Here is an 18,545-nt window from a genome sequence, read left to right as displayed (position 1 = left end):
GATTTAACAAAAAGGCCGCAATTGCGGCCTTTTGGGTTTAAGCTTAATGGCTATTACTGCTTTAACGGCGCATCGAAACCGTAGTCAGCAAGAATCGTTTGTCCGGGCTCAGACAGGATAAACATCGCTAATTTCCAAGTATCCTTTTGTGCATCATCAAGCACAATCAAACCATAATTTGCACCAACAGCTAGTGGTGCTGGCATCTGCACGATTTGTAAATCATTCACTTCTTTTTGCGCCAATACTGCATTCGTACAATAAGTTAAAAACACATCCGCGCGCTTATTTTCCATTACCCAACCATAAGTATTACGGCCTTTAGGTGCCTTCGCGCTGTTCTCACCACCGGTAAGCTGCAGTGCTTTTTGTTCAAGCTTGGTCTTTGCCCCTGCTTTTACATCGTCCGCTTTAGCAAAAATTTTCCACGCGTAGTCACCTGATGGATCGGCTTTAGGTGTTGAAGTGCCCACTCGAACTTTCGGATCAAGCATGACAGCTAATAAGCCTTCGCTATTAATGTTAACGTTGGGCTGAGCCAATGCACACATCTGGTTACGGGCAAACATTACCACATTGCCACCTTTACCGGCCGCTTCCAATGTCTGTGGGTGCTTCATATTTGCAGAAGCAAATAGATCCACCTGTTCGCCATTTTCAATGCGCTTTCTCAGCAGCCCTGATGGACCGAAATCAGTAGCAACCTTTTGATCATCTGTTTGCTGGTACGCCATCACAATGTCCTTCATGGCATTTTTTAAACTGCCCGCAGCTCGTAATTCAATAGGATTAGCATTAACAGCAAAAGGTAGGCTTAACAGTGAAACTAAGATCCATTTTCTCATCATTTCTTTCCGTTCATTTTGTCTTTTTTAACGTTGATTTATGTGCAAACACATTGCATTAAGCTAATGAGAAAACATCTAATATCAAATCACAATGCCTGAGCCGTCTAGCACTGCTTAAGTATTTAACCACGCGAGTATCGTCACAGCCTTTAAGCTAACAGCAGACAAAAAGTCCCAGCAGACTATCAATATTTAAAAGGCTTTGCTATCTGTAGCTATGATCAAAAAAGCCACCTAACGGTGGCTTAATTCAAATAACTTAATCGACTAAAATTAAGTTTATGCCTTTGGCATTGGGCTTAAGATAATCTCAACTCGACGGTTTTCAGCACGGCCTTGTTTAGTCTTATTGTCTGCAATCGGTTTTGACTCCCCCATACCATGAGACGCAACACGTACTGCTGGCACCTTATGCTGAGTTAAGTAATTTGCCACTTCACTCGCACGCACTTGCGATAATCTTAAGTTATATGATTCCGCACCAGAACTATCTGTATGCCCCATCACATTTAGCTTAGTTTCGTCGTATTCTAGTGCTACAAGCACAACACTATTAAGCACTTGCTGCGCTCGCTGGCTCAAATCTGTTTGGTCAACTCCGAAAGTGACATCATTAGGCATATTAAGAATAATATTATCGCCGCTGCGAGTAACACTCACACCTGATGACTGTAATTGCTTACGTAACTCAGCTTCTTGCACATCCATGTAGTAGCCAATACCACCACCTAACGCTGCACCCGATGCAGCACCAATCAATGCGCCTTTACCGCGATCACTTTTACTTGAAGACGCTACGCCAATTGCAGCCCCCGCAATAGCTCCAATCAATGCGCCATTTGTCGCTTTGCCATTTTGAGATTCATTAGTGTATGGATTAGTTGTTTGGCAACCAGAGACCATCATCGCAGCCACTAAGCCACCCACAATAATTGAACTGCGTTTTATGTTCATTTTTACCACTCCTAACTGCTTTTGCTGTTATGCAAAAACGACCGCTTATAAGATGTATTATTTTTAGCAGTATATAAAACAGAATTGATTAGACAATGGCTAGGCAATTAAGTGGGTTAAAAGTGAACAACTCGGTTTTTTATCCAACCTTCAGGGTTGCACCAAAATCATGCAGCAATGCACCAGTAAAGTGCAAAAATAACTAAAACAGATGACCTAGTCTTGTGCATTAAATTTTAACCATATGAATTGTAATGAATTAAAATAAAATTCAGTATTGGCACAGCTTAAGCATACTCATTATTGAGTACTCACTGACAACAAAAATAAATAATAACAATGCTCAGAGAATAACGGCAAAGCCTAGCACAACAGCCTTGCCTAGGGATCTCCGTCACCACGCTCAAAGACGTACAAACCACTGATGTTTAGCCGTATTAATCATTAGAATTTAAAAGAGAATGCCCATGGACGCTATCAACTTAAACCTTAACGTTATCAATGAAGTTAAAAATAAAGGCCGCTTATTGTCAGACGTAGCCAAAGACTACGGACTCTCGACAAAAAAGGTTTATCAAATAGTGCATGAAAGTGAGCAAAAATCGACTAGAGGTTCACTGCCAATTATGCAGCAGACTAAGCTGCTAGCAGTACGTATAAAACAGTTATTGCGTCAACGCTAAATAACAGGCTGTACCCTGTTAAGCAGAGGCGAAGAAGCATGACTTTCGCCGCAACGAAATCAAAATTAACGCGCTAACTCAATAAAATAATATAACGCTTAATGTGGTTTTCGCCTCTGCTACCCCAAAATCGTATTTAATTAATAACAGCCGATTTACCGCTCCAAGTCCTCGTTCTGGTGTTAATAGACCAAATAAATCAATAAAAAAATGAAGCCTTAGGCTCCATTTCTATTAGCAGTTAATCATCATATTGGCGTCAATCAAGGCTAGTAACTAACTAGCAAGCAATACTCTAAATTGATTCGATAAATCATCATCATCTTGGCGGCCATACTTAATCAGTAAGTCTTCACGTCCATCACCATTGAGATCTTCAGTCTTTAGCATGCCACCTTCAATAGGTAACTGCAGCTCATGCTTTTGTGCATCTCGGCTAAATAGATCGTCACCATCTTGGCCTAAATAAATTTTCAGACTCGACTCATCATCCGACAAAATAAGGTCTTTAAAACCATCACCATTAAGATCTGCAAGCTTTACCACTGGGCTGCCAGCTTGCCCCGAGCTCAGGCTAAAATTAAGTTCAACTTCTTTACTAACATTCGAGTCTTCACTAAAGCGTCCGTTAGCGTCCATCTTAAATAGATGTACATCTTGATCAATGCTGCCAGATAGCAACGCACCGATAATTTGCGACACACCAATATCAAAACCTGCGACTAAAACTTCATCTTTATTGTCGTTATCGATATCAACAAACTCTAAACCCGTTAACGTCCCTTCCGCTCTAACCACGCTGCTCGCCTGTTTAGGAAAATGCAATTTCCCTTGTTGACTCTCACCTAAGTAAATTTCGTAATCGTTAACTCTATCGAAAACGCCGGAACTTTTGGTATAACGGATCACCATATCGGTAATGCCATCATTATTGAGATCTTTAAGCTCCTCAACCTTGCGATACACCAGCTTGCTTTGATCTAATTGCTCACCATAAGCATCACGCTTATTCCACCAATCAATGCCGCTTATAGGCTGGCGCACTGAGATAAACTCGGCGATAGGGTTAAAGGTAAGCGTCTCCTTATGACTATCTTTATCAGTATTTGCTTCAGCTTGCTCAATATTAGCTAACGCAAGTTCAGGTTTATTCTGTTTATAAACTTCAAGCTCGCCCTCACCAATCTTAACAATGTCCATCAAGCCATCAAGGTTAACGTCGCTAATGTAAAGTTTAGACTGGGTGTAAGTAGCACCATCTTCAAATAATCTAGACTGTGGTTTTATCGGCAGCTCTTGAGGTTGAAAACCTTGGTCTGTCGCTAATAGCAGATGCACTTGGTAGAAGTCATGAATCAAAATATCATCACGTTTGTCGCCATTAAGATCTTGAATGAATTCACCGCGACTAATAAAATCCGGGCGATCTTTAAAAGATAATGAGTTTATCTTAGCAACAGTTTCAATCTGCCACTCTTGAGTATTCGCGGGATTAACCAACAGTTGTAATTTGTCTTGTGATAAAAAGTACAACTTTTGCAGTTCTGTATCTGTGGGTTCCGTAATATCAAAACTGTGTAACTCTTGAGGTAACGCTTGCTTATGAGACAATTGATACTGGCCTTGCTGAAGTAGGTAGATTGCCATCCAGCGTTGGTTTAAGTCATCAATACCAAAAGCGATAAGCTCCTTTCCTGGCTGCGATAATAGATCTGCCGCAATAATTGGGTGAGTTAATTCAAAAGGTGCATTAATAACAGATTCGGTAAAGTTTAATCCCGAGTCAGATTTTGCCTGGGCAGATAATGACACGCCACTAGCCACAATCGCGCAAGTACCTATCAAGCCTTTAAGTGTCAATTTCATCAATATACTCCTTGTGTCACCCATCAATCCTAACTTTGCCTAATATCAGCAGAGGTATTGAAACTAACGGTTTTTAACTGTGAACGAAACCATTCGTTAACAGTTTGTAACACAAGGATGCGCTATGAGTGATACTCCACTGCTACGATAACGACTTTAAGGGGCCTCTCAAACAAAGCTTTTGAACATATTTTATATGGCGTGTTTATTAGAAAAGGTCCAATAATTGGCACCTAACCAATTCACTATCAATCCGGCTAATACTCCTAGTGCAAAGCCAAGGCTTGCTAATATAGGCTGATTAACAAGTTGCTCTTTAAGCAAATGATTAACGACGTAAAATACTGACAGATTCATTATAGCGGCAATACTCGCAACCACTAAAGACATACTAAATTGCTTTGCTTTAGCGCGGTGTTTACGGCCTTTAAAAGTCCAATGGCGATTCACATACCAAGACAACACTACCGCCGCAGCAAAAGCGAGCACTCTAGCCGACATCAATGTCAAAGGGGTTAAGCTAAGCAGTAAATAAAACACGCCTGCATCAAACACAAAGACGCCCGCCCCTACTGTTAAGAATCGAATTTCAGCAGTAAATTTATTTTTGAACTGCTGCAGAGAAAAACGCTTTAATGTTTTAGCCTTTAACTCACAAGCGCGCTTTTGGACAATACCTAGTTGCGACGACACTTGAGCAAACCTCGATATTTGTTGTTAGCTAAAGCTTCGCAATCAGCAAACTCAGTTTTCACAAGCCTGTTATTGGCAACTAAATAGAAATCTCCGGACTTCACTTCAGTCAGGCTCTGAATCTTATCAGCCTGACCAGCACTATAAAATCGCGCTGAAAATGGCTGATGTTGCCAGTAATAGGTTGGTAACGATTCACTTCGCTGCGCTAATAACCAGCGCTCACTTTTATCTTTGTCTGGGCCAAAGTTCAGCACAATAACGGTCGCGATTAACAATAGCGGTATGCTTAAAGCGATAGCGTGTAGCCCAGGTAACCGACTATTACGCCATGCAAAACCTAACAAAAGCGCAACCCCTGGGATCCCCGGTAACACGTAAGCAGGCAATATATTACCTGCAAAAGTAAACAGCACCATTGGTGCTATCATCCAACACACTAAGTAACTCGCTAAGCCTTTAGGCAGCTCCTCTATCGCTTCAGCTTGCTTTGGTTCGTTAATTATCTTGTATAGGGCGCGAGGCAAAAACAACGACCAAGGCAAAGCCGCAATAACAAAATACCACCAAATAGTGCCCCTAACTTCATCATGGGCAGAGCCATACAAATCACCCTGCCAGCCACTATCAACAAATCGTGACCAATGCTCTCCAACAATAAAATAATTTATAAACCCTGGAGTTGCTCGTTCAGCAATGGCATACCAAGGTAATGCAATAGCTAACATTAATCCTACGCCGCCGAGTAATGGCACTCGTTGCCATAATTGCCGCCACACTTTAATTGGACCGTACTGCCATAAAAGCCATAACCCAGAGCCTATACCAAATAACACCAAAGCAACCGGCCCTTTAGCTAACAGGCCTATCGCAAGGCCGACAAATCCGGCATACCCCCATGGTTTGTCGCCTTGCCAACATAAATAAAAACCGACCATGGCCAGAGTCAGGCCCAGCGTTAAAGCCATATCAGTCATTACTGCACCAGCACTAATAGTAAATACCACGGTCGAAGCTAAGATAATCAATATCGGTACAATCGGTAAACGTAAACGCTTCGCAAAATATCCAACACAAGCGAGCACTAAGACTGCCGCCAGCCAATGAGGGAGGCGCACCGCAAATTCATTGCTGCCAAATGCTAAAATAGAACTCGCACTCATCCATGTATGAAGTGGTGGCTTACCCCAAAACGGCACCCCATAATCAAACAATGGCGTAACCCAATTACCCGTTTCAACCATTAAACGCGCCATTTCTCCATAACGCGCCTCTGTGGTATCCATCAACGGGTACCAAGGTAAAAGCAGTGCTCTAACCAATACTACGACTAACAGAACCACTAATCCTTTTGGTCTATTTACAGCTTGGAGCATTATTTCGCCCCCAAGTAACTAACATTACCTTGAGTCGCTTCAGCGAAATCAACTGTACTACTGGTTCGTTTTTGTACCTGAGCTAAAGATTCCCTATAGGCAACTTCTTCAATCAAATAGATTGGACGCTGTTTTACCTCGACAAAAACACGACCTAAATATTCGCCAATTAAACCTAAGGCTAGTAACTGAATGCCAGCCAACGCCAGTTGCACTACCATCAAGGAAGGGTAACCAGCAACACTGCCACCAAAAATGAGGGTGTTAGCAACAATCCAACCACCGTAAGCAAATGCGCTCATGGCCGTGATAACACCACACCAAGTCGCCAATCTTAAGGGTTTAAAGCTAAAGGAAGTGATACCGTCCATTGCTAAGCCAAATAGTTTGCCGTAGTTCCACTTAGTTTCACCAACAAAGCGTGGGTCCCTATCGAATTCAAGGGTTTTCTGTGAAAAACCTGGCCAGCTAAATAGGCCTTTCATAAAGCGATTACGCTCTGGTAAGGCTTTAATACTGTCGACAACCTGCCGGCTCATTAGACGAAAATCTCCCACGTTTTCAGGTACGGGAGAGTCAGATACCCAATTCATCAACTTATAAAAACAACTTGCGGAAAAACGTTTAAACCAAGTCTCACCTAAGCGCTTTTTACGCTTCATATTGACGATATCGTAGCCTGCACGCCACTGTGCCAGCATATCTGGGATTAACTCTGGCGGATCTTGTAAATCAGCGTCCAACATAATAACGGCTAACCCTCGAGCATGTTCAAGCCCCGCAGACATAGCCGCTTCTTTACCAAAATTACGGCTGAGCTTGATGCATTGGTACTCATTATCAACCAGAGGCAACTGACTTACTTGCAGCCATGAGTCATCACTACTGCCATCATCAACAAACACAATTTCACAGCGCTCATCAAGCTGAGATAGCACTTTGGTTAGCCGCTCAATTAGTGGTTTAATCATCAGTGATTCATTGAATAACGGCACCACAACTGACAAGCAGATCTCTGTATGATTAGCGCTTTGACTGAACGAAGAATAAGGCATATGTTTGTCCCACTACGACTGAATTACAACTAGCATGCTCTTGCCGAAGTGAACAAAATGTCATTGACATTTTTTCCACAAAAAAAATGCTAAAATAATCCAATAAAATTGACTGGCGGTGCCGACGTAATGACAATTAAATTACTGATTATTGAAGATAACATCGATGTTGCTGGGATCCTTGGTGATTATTTTGAGGCCAAAGGTATGGAGCTCGATTTTGCCGATAATGGCGAATTAGGATTGTCACTAGCACAGGCATTTGATTTTGATGCCATCATTTTAGACTTAATGCTGCCAAAATTAGACGGCTTAAGCTTATGCAAAACCCTGCGCTCACTCGGCTGTAGTACGCCGATCTTAATGCTAACGGCTCTCGATAATAAAACCGACTTGCTAACGGGTTTTGATAGCGGAGCTGACGACTATCTTGGCAAACCCTTTGACTTAGATGTTGTAGACGCTCGCATTCAAGCACTGATAAAGCGCCATAGGGGTCAAGTCGCCCAAGGTACGCTAAAGTTTGGTGATATCGAAATTAATATCGCTAGGCATCAGGCATCAAGACAAAATATGCAACTAGCACTCACGCCAATCACTTATCAGATCTTGCTACTGTTAATTAAAAATGCCCCTAACATTGTTAAGCGCGAACACATTATTGACGAGATCTGGGGACAATCTCCACCGAGCAGCGATATTCTGCGCAGCCATATGTACCAATTACGTAATCAGCTCGATAAGCCTTTTAAGCAGCCAATGCTAGCAACGGTTCCAAAAGTTGGCTTTAGGCTTCAACTAGGAGAAGACTGTTGCTAAAGCGCTTAATAAGCAAACGCTCTTCCGTTTCGAGCCTGCCGCACAAACTACTTCTCTATTTTAGTATTATTGCGCTCATGATTGGCTTAACCATTTATATTATCACGCTAAGCTTAATGCAGTGGATTGAAGATGAAGTTAACAAGCACGAACTCGAGGCAAGTGCTCCCTTTGCAATCAGTCTGTTTCAGCAAGGAGCAAGGCAGCCGCTGCAAATAGGTCTGCACGTCCAAGCTTTTTACTCCCATGAACTTATCCCAGAAAAATATGGCGACTTAACCAAGTTTCCAGTGGGTTTTTCTGGCGAAGTCGTTGATCGTGGTTCAAGTGGTATGTTGCACGAAATCGTCAGTTTTAAACTATTTGAAGATGACTCTTTAAGTGAACAAAAAGAGATCTTTTTATACCGTAAAGAGTTTGAGCTTGATGGCAACATGGAGTCGTTATACCTAATTATGCCAGCGGAAAATGTTGAGCTAAGCGATCAAGAGTGGCAATCAATTAATCTATTTGTAATGAGCTTTATTGGCTTACTATTTCTGTTATTTGGTTTTGCGATTAACAAACTTAGCCGCCGTCTCGTTGAGCCCGTTTTACAACTCGGAAAACAGTTACAAACGCCAAATGAACACAAAATTTTTAACGTGCCTCCTCAATCTGCGGCAGAGTTTAGCGCTCTAGCTAACAGTCTTAATGACTATCGCCAGCAAAATGAACGTATGATAAAGCAAGAGCAAGCCTTTGCCCGTTACGCTAGCCACGAGTTACGTACCCCCATTACCGTTATTAGCGGCGCAGCTAAGCTGCAAGAACAAAACGATAGTGCTGAATTTCAAGCTCGACAACGTGACAGAATTCAACGCGCCGCCCATGAAATGCAGCACACAGTCGATGCATTACTCAGCATAGTAAAGCAGGAAAAAGGCACTGATAGCCAAGAGTTTAGAACCTTATCGAAAAGTGAGCTTGAACAAACTACTACGCCGCTGTCTTTACTGGCGCAGTCTAAAAAAATCAAGCTTATAGTTAACTTTAACCAAGCTCCGGTTATCAAGCCTAGCCCCGCAGTATTAAGAATGCTGCTGAGTAACATCATTACTAACGCCATCAATGCCAGCGACTCAGGCGAAATCGTTGTCAATGTTGAGCAAAGCCAAATATCGATAACCGATAAAGGCCGTGGGCTCAATTCGTCCGAAAACAGTAATGATAATGGCCACGGCTTAGGGCTTTTAATCGTCGATAGCTTATGCCAGCGCTACCAATGGCAGTTTAGCCTGACAGATATTGAGCCGCGGGGATGTTGTGCACTCCTAACCTTTCCCGCTGAGAAGCTTTAACTATTATGTTTTGGCCACTCTAAGGCTAAAACTGCTCATGGGATTGGCCTTACTCAAGATAACTAAAACTATGCTTCATTCTGGCTATTATCCGTTATCTTGCACCATTAAAGAGAACACCTGCTAACAACAAGACAGCTGAAATTGTATAAAATATTGATTCAATTAAGCTTAACTAAGTATTTTCAATTGAAAGTTAGCGTTAATAACAAAAACCTATTAAGTTTTAAGAAATCAGGGAGTGTTCATTTGCAGCTTTAGGCAAGAGAAACAAGATAAGGAAGCCACAATGGATAACATAGACACTGGAAATATTAATATCCAAGACGATATTGGCCAAAGTTGGCAAGAGATCGTCAACCTCATATCTGAAATATCAGCGATCCCAGCAACATTAATCATGCGCCTGCATAAGCAAGAGCTTGAAGTTTTTACCCGTTGCCATTGCCCAAATAACCCTTACACCGCAAAAGAGCGTGAGCTGTTAGGGTTCGGCTTATACTGTGAGGCAGTGATCAACGGTAAAAAAGAGCTCATCATCAACAATGCACTTAGTGATCCACAATGGTGTAATAACCCCGACATTAAGCTTGGAATGGTGGCGTATTTCGGTATGCCTTTGCATTGGCCCAATGGCGATATATTTGGCACCATCTGTATGCTAGATAATCAGCCGCAGCAATTTGATAATCCAACTAAACAACTACTAAGGCGATTCCACAACATCATAGAAACTGACCTCAATAAAGTCTATCAGCAAGCTCAGCTAGTTAGCGAAAACAAAGAGTTGTTACAACGACTTGATGATGCTAAGTCAGAGTTTAAAAAGCTACAACAACAGCTGAACCAGAATGTTTAAACAGCTAAATCTAATCTATGGCTAATTTCGTTTGCGATACGACGGCTAAATATTATCGATAAATGTAGGAAAACCATAAAACGCCGATTTTCGGCAATCTGCCATACTGAGCTAGAACTCGGCACAATAGTAAAATCAAAAGGAGTCCAAAAAGAATACAGTTTTACCTTGTCTAAAACGGCTTCTGATTGGGCAAGTTCAAGCAGAAACTCACTATTAGGTCTTAATTGTCTAACGCCTTTTGAGGGATAAGGTAAGTAAGCCCAATAACTTCCGTTATGCGGTGCAGACAAACTAAAAAATTGGCTCACCCGCTCAGCACCACCTAAGTATTGTAAATAGTAACGGCCAACAATGCCGCCCATGCTAAAACCCACCAATACAATATCATCGTCAGCTCCAAATTCTGCATCAATCTGCTCACGCAAACTTTTGGCCGCAACCTCAATACCATGACGACCATCGAAAGGAGCGACTGTGGGTGAAAAACATTGATGGCCCGCTCGTTGCAGTCGCCTTTTCAATATGCCCATGACATGGCCTGTGTTAAATATGCCATGAACTAACACCACTTTCATACGCCTGCTCCCTCAGATAATCTTTTAATTAACAATACACAGCTTTAGTCTTCCCCCCAATGATTATTGCCTGCAAAGCAAATCATTTATGCTCCGGCTCACCAAAACAGAGGCTAACAGGGTTCGCATAGACAGACTGTTTGCAGTAAGAATGAAGGTATTTATTTAGCCTTTTTTGCTATCATTAGCCCGTCACCTCTGACAATCTTTCAAATGAGCCCATATTTATGTCGACCTTACCATCGAACCCAACTGCTTTAGCTGTTTCAGAAGCATTAAGCCAAGCTATTGCCAAGCGTGCAGAGTTTCTGCAACAAGCAAAAATACAGCAAACAGATTGCTACCGTATATTCCATGGCACTGTTGAAGGCTGCAATGGGCTCAATATAGATCGTTACGGAAATGCTTGGCTTATCCAAAGCTTTCACCAATCGTTAACTGAAACAGAGTTAAAAGATATCACTGAGCAACTAAATCAACTTGCCGAACTACCAGTGATCTATAACGACCGCTCAGACAAAAACTCACGAGTCCTCAATCAGCTTACTGAAGAGTTACAAGCCTTTGCGACTAGCGAGCAGTTGATGCAGGAGAATGGCATTAACTTCACCAGTAAACTGCGCCATGAAGGTCAAGACCCACTATTATTTTTAGATATGCGCATTGGCCGTGAATATGTAGCAGCTAATAGCCAAGGCAAAAGCGTACTCAATCTGTTCTCTTATACTTGTGGTATTGGTACTGCTGCAGCGGTTGGCGGTGCAACGCGTGTGGTGAATGTCGATTTTTCTTCGTTTGCTTTAGCAGCTGGGCGTAAGAATGCCGCACTTAACCAAGCAGAGAATATCTGTGAGTTTATTCAAAGTGACGCTTTCCCAGCCTTGCGGCAATTGGCAGGACTAAAAGTTGGCGGCCGTCGTAACCAAAAGCTACCGGCTTATCCAAAACTAGCAGCAACCCAGTTTGATATGGTGTTTCTAGACCCACCAAGATATGCCAAGAGCCCATTTGGTATTGTCGACTTAATTAACGACTATCAAAGCCTATTTAAGCCCGCGTTATTAACCACAAAAGCTGGCGGCACTATTGTTTGCTGTAATAACGTAGCTAAAGTCGATCGCGATGAATGGTTTAACAGTTTAGTGCGTTGTGTTGAAAAGCAAGGTCGTGAGGTGACTCAACACACCTGGTTAGATTGCCACGATGATTTCCCATCATTTGACGGTAACCATCCGCTAAAGATTGTAGCGCTACAGCTTAGCTAATAGCTTCTTATATATGGTTAAAAATGCATAAGGAAAACTTGCATTTTTAACCATCTATTAACCCATACCAAACCAAGCAACCATAATAAGCATTAACAAACAAATAAAATCAGAAGCTACCAGCGCTAACCCCCTTTCCAGAAAACCCTATAAAAAACACTAAAAACAAATAAAAATAAGCAAAGAAGAATAAAAGTTTTAAGCATTAAAATCAGCAAGATAAAAACAAAAAATTCTAAAAAATAGATTTTTATTTCTGCGTACATAAATTAAGCTTTACTTTCTATATTAAAAGCATAAAATCCGCCTCCTCAAGTTAACACTCAAACTTTAATAAGTATCAATCTATAGGAGATAAAGGTGGACATTTCTGCCTGCAAACCACACAAAAACAGTACGTTCGTACCTGTGGCTGGTTTATCGTTTTTTGCAATTGCATCAGGCTTTTTAATGAGTCTAATTCCATTGTCATTGGCATCATTTGGCATGGATAGTTCATTAGTAGCATGGTTAGCTAGCATCTTCTATTTAGGCATTTTAGTTGGTACCACCTGTATTCAATCAATTGTGACCAGAGTTGGTCACCGATTCTCTTTGATGCTGTTTTTAGGCATGCTAGCCCTGACGATTGTGGCAATGCTTGCTGTACCAACAGCCACGGTCTGGCTTATTGCCCGTTTTATGGCAGGCTTTGCGGTTGCAGGTGTATTCGTTGTGGTTGAGTCATGGCTTCTCATGGCTGACAACGCTAAGCAAAGAGCGAAACGTTTAGGCCTATACATGACGTCGCTTTATGGTGGCAGTGCATTAGGCCAATTAGCTATTGGCCCGTTAGGTGTTGACGGTAATGGCCCATTTTACTGGGTAATTGGCTTGTTAATGTTAGCCATCTTACCACCATTATTAGTGAAGAAAGGTCAGCCGGAAGCATTAGCACACCAAAAGATTAGCTTGAAAGAAGTTAAGAAGATTAGCTTACCAGCCGTGATTGGCTGCCTTGTGTCAGGTATGTTACTGGGCCCCATTTATGGCCTAATGCCGAGCTATATTAATGGACAATTTGCCAGTAATGAGCGTACAGCATTTTTAATGGCGATTATTATTCTAGGCGGTATGCTAGTGCAGCCTTTAGTGAGCTATTTATCGACTCGCATTAGCAAAAGCTTACTTATGGCACTATTTTGCTTGTTAGGCACAATTGGTATCGTAGGTATTGCTGATGGTACTTCTGTACCTTTTGTAACGACTTGCTATTTCTTATTAGGTGCGAGTTGCTTTGCGCTTTATCCTATTGCCATTACTCTGGCTTGCGAGACCATGGCACTAGAGAAGATTGTAGCCGCTACAGAGCTTATGCTACTTAGCTATAGCGTTGGATCCGTATTTGGCCCGGTGATAGCTGAGCATAGCAGTACATCTGCACATTCTCTTATCACCTACTTAGCAGTAGTATTAACCACAACATCTATTTATATGTTGATTAAAAGTCTACAAAACACTCGCAGTGGCCACACACCAGCGATTGGTTAATCAATTCTGCAGAATTCATACAATAAAAGCGCAGCAATAGCTGCGCTTTTATTTTTTGCACGACAGTAAAATAACCATAACGCCTTTTAAAGGCGATTTTTTATAAAAAAACCACTAAAATATACCAAGGTGATTTGCTTTAACGCCAATCAGCACCACTTCTAAAATAATAAGTTAGTAGAAATGGTCGCCAACAATTATCCAGCCAACGCTTTAGAGAACCCAATTCGTGAAATGTGCCTACTTTGATCAGCAGCAATGTCTTTCTTGTCGTCATATCCAGCAACCCATGCCTGAACAAGTCGATACCAAGTCACAAGTATTAACCCAACTGCTTAGTGAATTCAGCGTTGAGCAATGGCATTCGCCGGTTTTTGGCCCTAATAGCGGCTTTAGAAACAAAGCAAAAATGGTAGTACTTGGTGCAGCACATCAACCGACTTTAGGCATAGTATCGCCCACTGGTGAGCCAGTAAGCTTATGTGATTGCCAGCTATACCCAGCTGATATGCAGCAACTATTGCATCGATTAGAATTGTTTGTACGTCAAGCTGGTATCCCGCCATACAATGTCGAGAAGGCTAAAGGTGAACTTAAATTTATCCTGTTAACCCGCAGTCAGATTAAAGGGGAATATCTATTACGCTTTGTACTCAAGTCGCATAAGTCGATTGCACGCATTGAGCGCGAGTTACCACAGCTGTTAAGCGAATACCCAAAAATCAAAGTAGTGTCGGTCAACATCCAGCCCGTGCATATGGCAATTCTAGAAGGTGAAGAAGAGTTGTTCTTAAGTGAAGAAACACGCTTATCAGAGCAGTTTAACGATGTGCCACTGTTTATTCGCCCCAAGAGCTTCTTTCAAACTCACCCAGAGATCGCAGCTAAACTTTACCAAACGGCTCGCGAATGGGTGGCTGAGCTAAAGCCAAGCTCCTTATGGGATCTTTTCTGTGGTGTGGGTGGTTTTGGCCTTCATTGTGCCTCTAAATCCATTCCATTAACTGGAATAGAAATTTCAAGCGAAGCAATTGCCTGCGCTAAGATCTCGGCAGAGACTATGGGGCTGACTCAGGTTGATTTTACTGCGCTTGATTCGACGGGATTTGCCCAAGGCTGTGACGCAACCAATAAACCAGATGTAGTGATTGTTAATCCACCTCGTCGCGGCATAGGCAAAGAGCTTTGTGAGTCGCTAGCAGCATTTGCCCCTAAAGCCATTTTGTATTCAAGCTGTAACCCATACACATTGGCTAAAGATTTAGCTAATATTCAGGGCTATCGAATCCAAAAAGTACAGCTATTTGATATGTTCCCGCATACCGATCATTTTGAAGTGTTAGTGATGCTAATTAAACAATAACTGGCCATTCGTAATCATCAATCCTACAGGCTTACTTCAACTTTGAAGCTAAGCCTAAGTACCAATTTAGCCCCCTCCGTAGCAACCTAACTTAACTCCACGCGATTCATCTGCTCACATACTGCTCAATAAGCTTAAAATTCAGTATCATTAACACCTTTTAAATTAGTAACATATGAATAACCAGTCATTAAATTGCGATTAAAGTCACAAAAACATAGTCTTGGGATAAGCAAATGTGATCACAACCAAAATAATGCGACACATTGTCCTTCAGTAGATATCATTATATAAATAAGCCAATTATAATAATGACTTAACTATTAAGGATATACTTATGAAAATCAGCGCACGCAACACTCTAAACGGTACTATCAAGTCAATCGACGAAGGTTCAGTAAACAACGAAGTTGTTATCGAACTAGCACCTGGTGTTGAAATCACTTCTGTTGTAACTAAAAAATCTTGCGAGCAACTAGGTCTAGTTGTTGGTGGTCAAGCTTACGCGATCATCAAAGCAAGCAACGTTATGGTTGCTGTAGACTAAGCATATGCTTAATAAAAAAGCCGCAAACACTTAAGTGCTTGCGGCTTTTTTGTTTTCATATGTCGAGGTAAAGGTTCAACCCTTAACTAAGAACATAACCGAACCAATAATAACCAAAGATACGCCTAACAGGATAAGGTACTTAACCCGCGTTGCATGCTTGTAAGCAATCAGGCCTGCGTATTGGATATCAATGTTCTCAGAGTTCTCGAAGCCTCTGTTCAAGGTCCAAGCAAATAAACTCATTCGTTCAAAAGGTAGTGTTAAACGTCCTCTTTGCCTAGCTAGCACTTCCCATTGTGCTCTATCATGTTGTTTTAGCGTATTATTAAGCTTTGGCAGCCCCATAAAGGCTAAACCTAAAAGTATCAATCCAGCTCCCATTGCTAATACTGCCACGACGTCCTCCGTTGACGTTTTTTTATACACTCATGTACTAACATGAAATATTTAGCAAAAAATGTAAAGCCTCACCCTCAATTATAAAGCTTAAGCTAGTCCGCTTACTTAAGGCTTCTAAACCCTGCATATTGTATTGGTGCATCATTCGATAATGCTTGCTGAGGTACATGCAGTAACCTCGGCTCTAATACACTCGATGTTTGCTTTTTACCGCTGCAGCCACAGCCGCCACTAGAGCCACCGCAACATCCCCCCTTTTTCTCATGATTAATTGATCTACGGCCTTGGCTAGCGTCAACTAAACGACAACTTAAATCTTTCGCATTTGTCATTAACTCAGCAATAGTTAAAGAGTTATCAGCCTGACTAACACTCACTCCGGCATCAAGTAATTTACCTAGCATACGCTCACCAATAAACTGCACGATTACGATGTTAGCATTATGCTCAGTGATCAGGTTTAGCATGGCTTTTTTTGCGCTACAGCCACCATCCTGTGCAGGATTGGCTACTCGGCTGATTAATTGCTGATGCTCATCATAAAAAGCAATTTCAGGCGCCTTGGTAAAGTGAGTCGCCAAACGGTCACGGCTCATAGGGATAGCAATAATCATCATCATTCCTTATTCATATTTTGAGGTAGTAAAAGTGCCTGGCCTTGCGTCACCGCAGTGGCCACTTTTTTACGGGCGCTCGCTAATAAGTAACCAAAAGTTTGTCTTGAAATCCCCATCGATGCCGCTGCATCTAACTGACTCATTTTTTTTACATCACCTAAATTTAACGCTTCAAATTCATCCGCATCTAACTGGATCTTTTCTAACAGATGAGATGGAATGCCATTAGGTTTGAATAAGCTGCACGGCACACAGCTGGATAAATGGCGACACTTTTTAGGTCTAGACATGTTAATAGCCCTTAGTTACTTAATGGTGTATCAACAAGCATTTGCAACGATTAGGCTGCTAGCAAGTTATTGGCTTACGCCAATAACTACCATTATTAAGTATGCTCAACGGGTAAACTGGGAGAAAAATCACACTGAAAAATATTCGCAAAGCCTAAATAATCGCCAACTACAGTAATAGCAATCTGTATAAATATGGTTTGCTCATAGGGGGTATACCAATCAGTATAAGAATTTGATCTACTCAGAGCGGTTTTTGGCAAACTAATTCAAGACGAATAGCTGCAATAATGGTTATTCCCTTATCAAGCTATTCAACGTAGAAGTAGGCAGCTAAAAACGCTCCAGAATGGCGAGTTTTAGCGATTCTGATGCTGTGTTAACGAGCTTGAACGTAGAGCAACTATGCTCTTCACTCGTTGCCTTGCCTCAAAACCGCTAAACTCTCGCTGAGTGACTAAATGTTTATACTGATTGGTATTAATAGCAAGACGATTATCCTAAGGTCAGATAAATCTCTATATAGCAGAAAAGACGCTTATAAAGCATAAAGAAGCATTAATTGAATTCTGCTGGATACAAATCTTACAAACGTACTTTGAAATACTGGCTAGGTGTATTACCGATATGCTGCTTAAAAAAACTAATAAAAGCGCTGTCACTGGCAAAACCTAATGAAAATGCCACTGCAGATACACTTGCCCCTTCAGCTAGCCGCTCTATTGCTGCATGTATGCGCCACTGTTGCCGCCAAGCTTGATAGCTCATACCGGTTTGTTGACTAAAAATCCGCGAAATTGTCTTGTCGCTAGCGCCGATTTCACCAACTATTTTGTTAAGTTGCTCCGCTTGATATTTGCCGCTTCGCAGACCTTGCAGCCAAGCTTGTAAACGCTTATCGCTAGGAATTGGCAATGATAACTTTAACTCTTCAGCGAGCTTAAGCTCTTCAATGAATAGTGCCACCAATGCAGTTTGTTGCTCACTCGGCATATCCCAAGCCCACATTGCCATTCGCTCTATCAAGGCACCAAGTAACGAATTAACTCCGAGAATCTTAACTGAACTAGGTAAATCATTGAAAAATTGAATATCAAAGTAAATTGAACGGTAAGCCACTACATTGCGCATTTTAGCGCAGTGCTCGACTCCAGCAGGGATCCATGCAGCCTTTGTCGGAGGCAACACGCACTCGCGTTTACCAAACTGAGTGTCACTTAAGGTGATCGACATGCATCCACGCGGTGCATACAACAGCTGTGCTTTTTGATGGGTATGCATTCCCGAATCATGCTGCCCGACATCTGCAGCAATACCAAGCACATTTACCTCTATGCTATCAGCATCAAATCTTGCGTCATGCTCAATTATTGCCATTAACTAGTTTGTCCGATTTCAGCTGTTTTTAGTCTTTATTATTGTAATAGACAGCAAGCTAAATCACTACACTCTCTCCCGCA

The 18,545-nt window shown here is 41.8% G+C and carries 19 protein-coding genes; 8 read left to right on the top strand and 11 right to left on the bottom strand.

Going from position 1 to position 18,545, the window contains the following annotated elements:
* Positions 1-53: 53 nt before the first annotated feature.
* Positions 54-848 (bottom strand): molybdate ABC transporter substrate-binding protein, encoded by a 795-nt coding sequence (locus L2747_RS11350; protein ID WP_428848516.1) that lies wholly within the window; start codon positions 846-848, stop codon positions 54-56.
* A gap of 279 nt (positions 849-1,127) precedes the next feature.
* A complete protein-coding gene (locus L2747_RS11345; RefSeq protein WP_248999140.1) occupies positions 1,128-1,802 on the bottom strand; it encodes a YiaD family glycine zipper/OmpA-like lipoprotein in 675 nt (224 codons plus the stop codon).
* A 467-nt stretch (positions 1,803-2,269) separates the two neighbouring features.
* On the opposite strand from L2747_RS11345, the gene L2747_RS11340 reads away from it, so the two are divergent.
* Positions 2,270-2,485 (top strand): transposase, encoded by a 216-nt coding sequence (locus tag L2747_RS11340; RefSeq protein ID WP_248999139.1) that lies wholly within the window; start codon positions 2,270-2,272, stop codon positions 2,483-2,485.
* Between the two features lie 276 nt (positions 2,486-2,761).
* Here the strand turns inward: L2747_RS11340 and L2747_RS11335 are convergent, their stop codons facing one another.
* The 4 genes from L2747_RS11335 to L2747_RS11320 all read right to left on the bottom strand — a co-directional run bounded on the left by L2747_RS11335 (position 2,762) and on the right by L2747_RS11320 (position 7,475).
* Entirely contained in the window at positions 2,762-4,351 is a 1,590-nt protein-coding gene (locus tag L2747_RS11335; RefSeq protein ID WP_248999138.1) for an FG-GAP repeat domain-containing protein, read from the bottom strand.
* A gap of 192 nt (positions 4,352-4,543) precedes the next feature.
* Positions 4,544-5,044 (bottom strand): GtrA family protein, encoded by a 501-nt coding sequence (locus tag L2747_RS11330; RefSeq protein WP_248999137.1) that lies wholly within the window; start codon positions 5,042-5,044, stop codon positions 4,544-4,546.
* Positions 5,029-6,420: an ArnT family glycosyltransferase gene (locus L2747_RS11325; RefSeq protein WP_248999136.1), complete on the bottom strand. Its 1,392-nt coding sequence runs from the start codon at positions 6,418-6,420 to the stop codon at positions 5,029-5,031. Before L2747_RS11325 ends, L2747_RS11330 begins: the two co-directional genes overlap by 16 nt.
* Positions 6,420-7,475 carry a glycosyltransferase family 2 protein gene (locus L2747_RS11320; protein ID WP_248999135.1) on the bottom strand — a complete coding sequence of 352 codons (1,056 nt, stop codon included), beginning with the start codon at positions 7,473-7,475 and terminating at the stop codon, positions 6,420-6,422. The genes L2747_RS11325 and L2747_RS11320 overlap by 1 nt, the downstream gene beginning before the upstream one ends.
* A 129-nt stretch (positions 7,476-7,604) precedes the next feature.
* Here L2747_RS11320 and L2747_RS11315 point away from each other — a divergent pair, with 129 nt between their 5' ends.
* From L2747_RS11315 to L2747_RS11305, 3 genes are all read left to right on the top strand, one after another.
* Entirely contained in the window at positions 7,605-8,294 is a 690-nt protein-coding gene (locus L2747_RS11315; protein WP_248999134.1) for a response regulator transcription factor, read from the top strand.
* A complete protein-coding gene (locus L2747_RS11310) occupies positions 8,288-9,634 on the top strand; it encodes a sensor histidine kinase (RefSeq protein ID WP_248999133.1) in 1,347 nt (448 codons plus the stop codon). The genes L2747_RS11315 and L2747_RS11310 overlap by 7 nt, the downstream gene beginning before the upstream one ends.
* A gap of 289 nt (positions 9,635-9,923) precedes the next feature.
* On the top strand, positions 9,924-10,493 hold the full coding sequence (locus L2747_RS11305; RefSeq protein ID WP_248999132.1) for a GAF domain-containing protein: 570 nt from the start codon (positions 9,924-9,926) through the stop codon (positions 10,491-10,493).
* On the opposite strand, the gene L2747_RS11300 is transcribed toward L2747_RS11305, so the two are convergent.
* Entirely contained in the window at positions 10,490-11,071 is a 582-nt protein-coding gene (locus L2747_RS11300; protein ID WP_248999131.1) for a lipase family alpha/beta hydrolase, read from the bottom strand. The two genes, L2747_RS11305 and L2747_RS11300, sit on opposite strands and share 4 nt — an antisense overlap.
* A gap of 227 nt (positions 11,072-11,298) precedes the next feature.
* Between L2747_RS11300 and L2747_RS11295 the strand changes: the two genes are divergently transcribed.
* The 4 genes from L2747_RS11295 (at position 11,299) to L2747_RS11280 (ending at position 15,776) form a co-directional block, all read left to right on the top strand.
* Positions 11,299-12,336 (top strand): class I SAM-dependent rRNA methyltransferase, encoded by a 1,038-nt coding sequence (locus L2747_RS11295; protein WP_248999130.1) that lies wholly within the window; start codon positions 11,299-11,301, stop codon positions 12,334-12,336.
* Between the two features lie 360 nt (positions 12,337-12,696).
* Entirely contained in the window at positions 12,697-13,866 is a 1,170-nt protein-coding gene (locus L2747_RS11290) for an MFS transporter (protein WP_248999129.1), read from the top strand.
* 229 nt (positions 13,867-14,095) lie between these two features.
* The gene (gene rlmC, locus L2747_RS11285; RefSeq protein WP_346347783.1) at positions 14,096-15,229 is read left to right on the top strand and encodes a 23S rRNA (uracil(747)-C(5))-methyltransferase RlmC; all 1,134 of its coding nucleotides are present in this window, start codon (positions 14,096-14,098) and stop codon (positions 15,227-15,229) included.
* A 337-nt stretch (positions 15,230-15,566) separates the two neighbouring features.
* Positions 15,567-15,776, top strand: a complete 210-nt coding sequence (locus L2747_RS11280) for a TOBE domain-containing protein (RefSeq protein ID WP_012278778.1) — start codon at positions 15,567-15,569, stop codon at positions 15,774-15,776.
* Between the two features lie 75 nt (positions 15,777-15,851).
* Here L2747_RS11280 and L2747_RS11275 read toward each other — a convergent pair whose 3' ends face one another.
* The 4 genes from L2747_RS11275 to L2747_RS11260 all read right to left on the bottom strand — a co-directional run bounded on the left by L2747_RS11275 (position 15,852) and on the right by L2747_RS11260 (position 18,462).
* Positions 15,852-16,175 carry a hypothetical protein gene (locus L2747_RS11275; protein WP_248999128.1) on the bottom strand — a complete coding sequence of 108 codons (324 nt, stop codon included), beginning with the start codon at positions 16,173-16,175 and terminating at the stop codon, positions 15,852-15,854.
* Positions 16,176-16,279: 104 nt separating this feature from the next.
* Complete coding sequence (locus tag L2747_RS11270; RefSeq protein WP_248999168.1) at positions 16,280-16,792, bottom strand: NifB/NifX family molybdenum-iron cluster-binding protein; 513 nt, start codon at positions 16,790-16,792, stop codon at positions 16,280-16,282.
* A gap of 2 nt (positions 16,793-16,794) precedes the next feature.
* Positions 16,795-17,085, bottom strand: a complete 291-nt coding sequence (locus L2747_RS11265; RefSeq protein WP_248999127.1) for a DUF134 domain-containing protein — start codon at positions 17,083-17,085, stop codon at positions 16,795-16,797.
* Between the two features lie 585 nt (positions 17,086-17,670).
* A complete protein-coding gene (locus L2747_RS11260; protein WP_248999126.1) occupies positions 17,671-18,462 on the bottom strand; it encodes an AraC family transcriptional regulator in 792 nt (263 codons plus the stop codon).
* Between the last annotated feature and the right edge of the window lie 83 nt (positions 18,463-18,545).

The sequence above is a fragment of the Shewanella marinintestina genome (assembly GCF_023283845.1).
Taxonomy (GTDB): domain Bacteria; phylum Pseudomonadota; class Gammaproteobacteria; order Enterobacterales; family Shewanellaceae; genus Shewanella; species Shewanella marinintestina.
The sequence above is the reverse complement of the archived record's forward strand: the minus strand, read 5'-3'. Positions and strand labels throughout refer to the sequence as shown.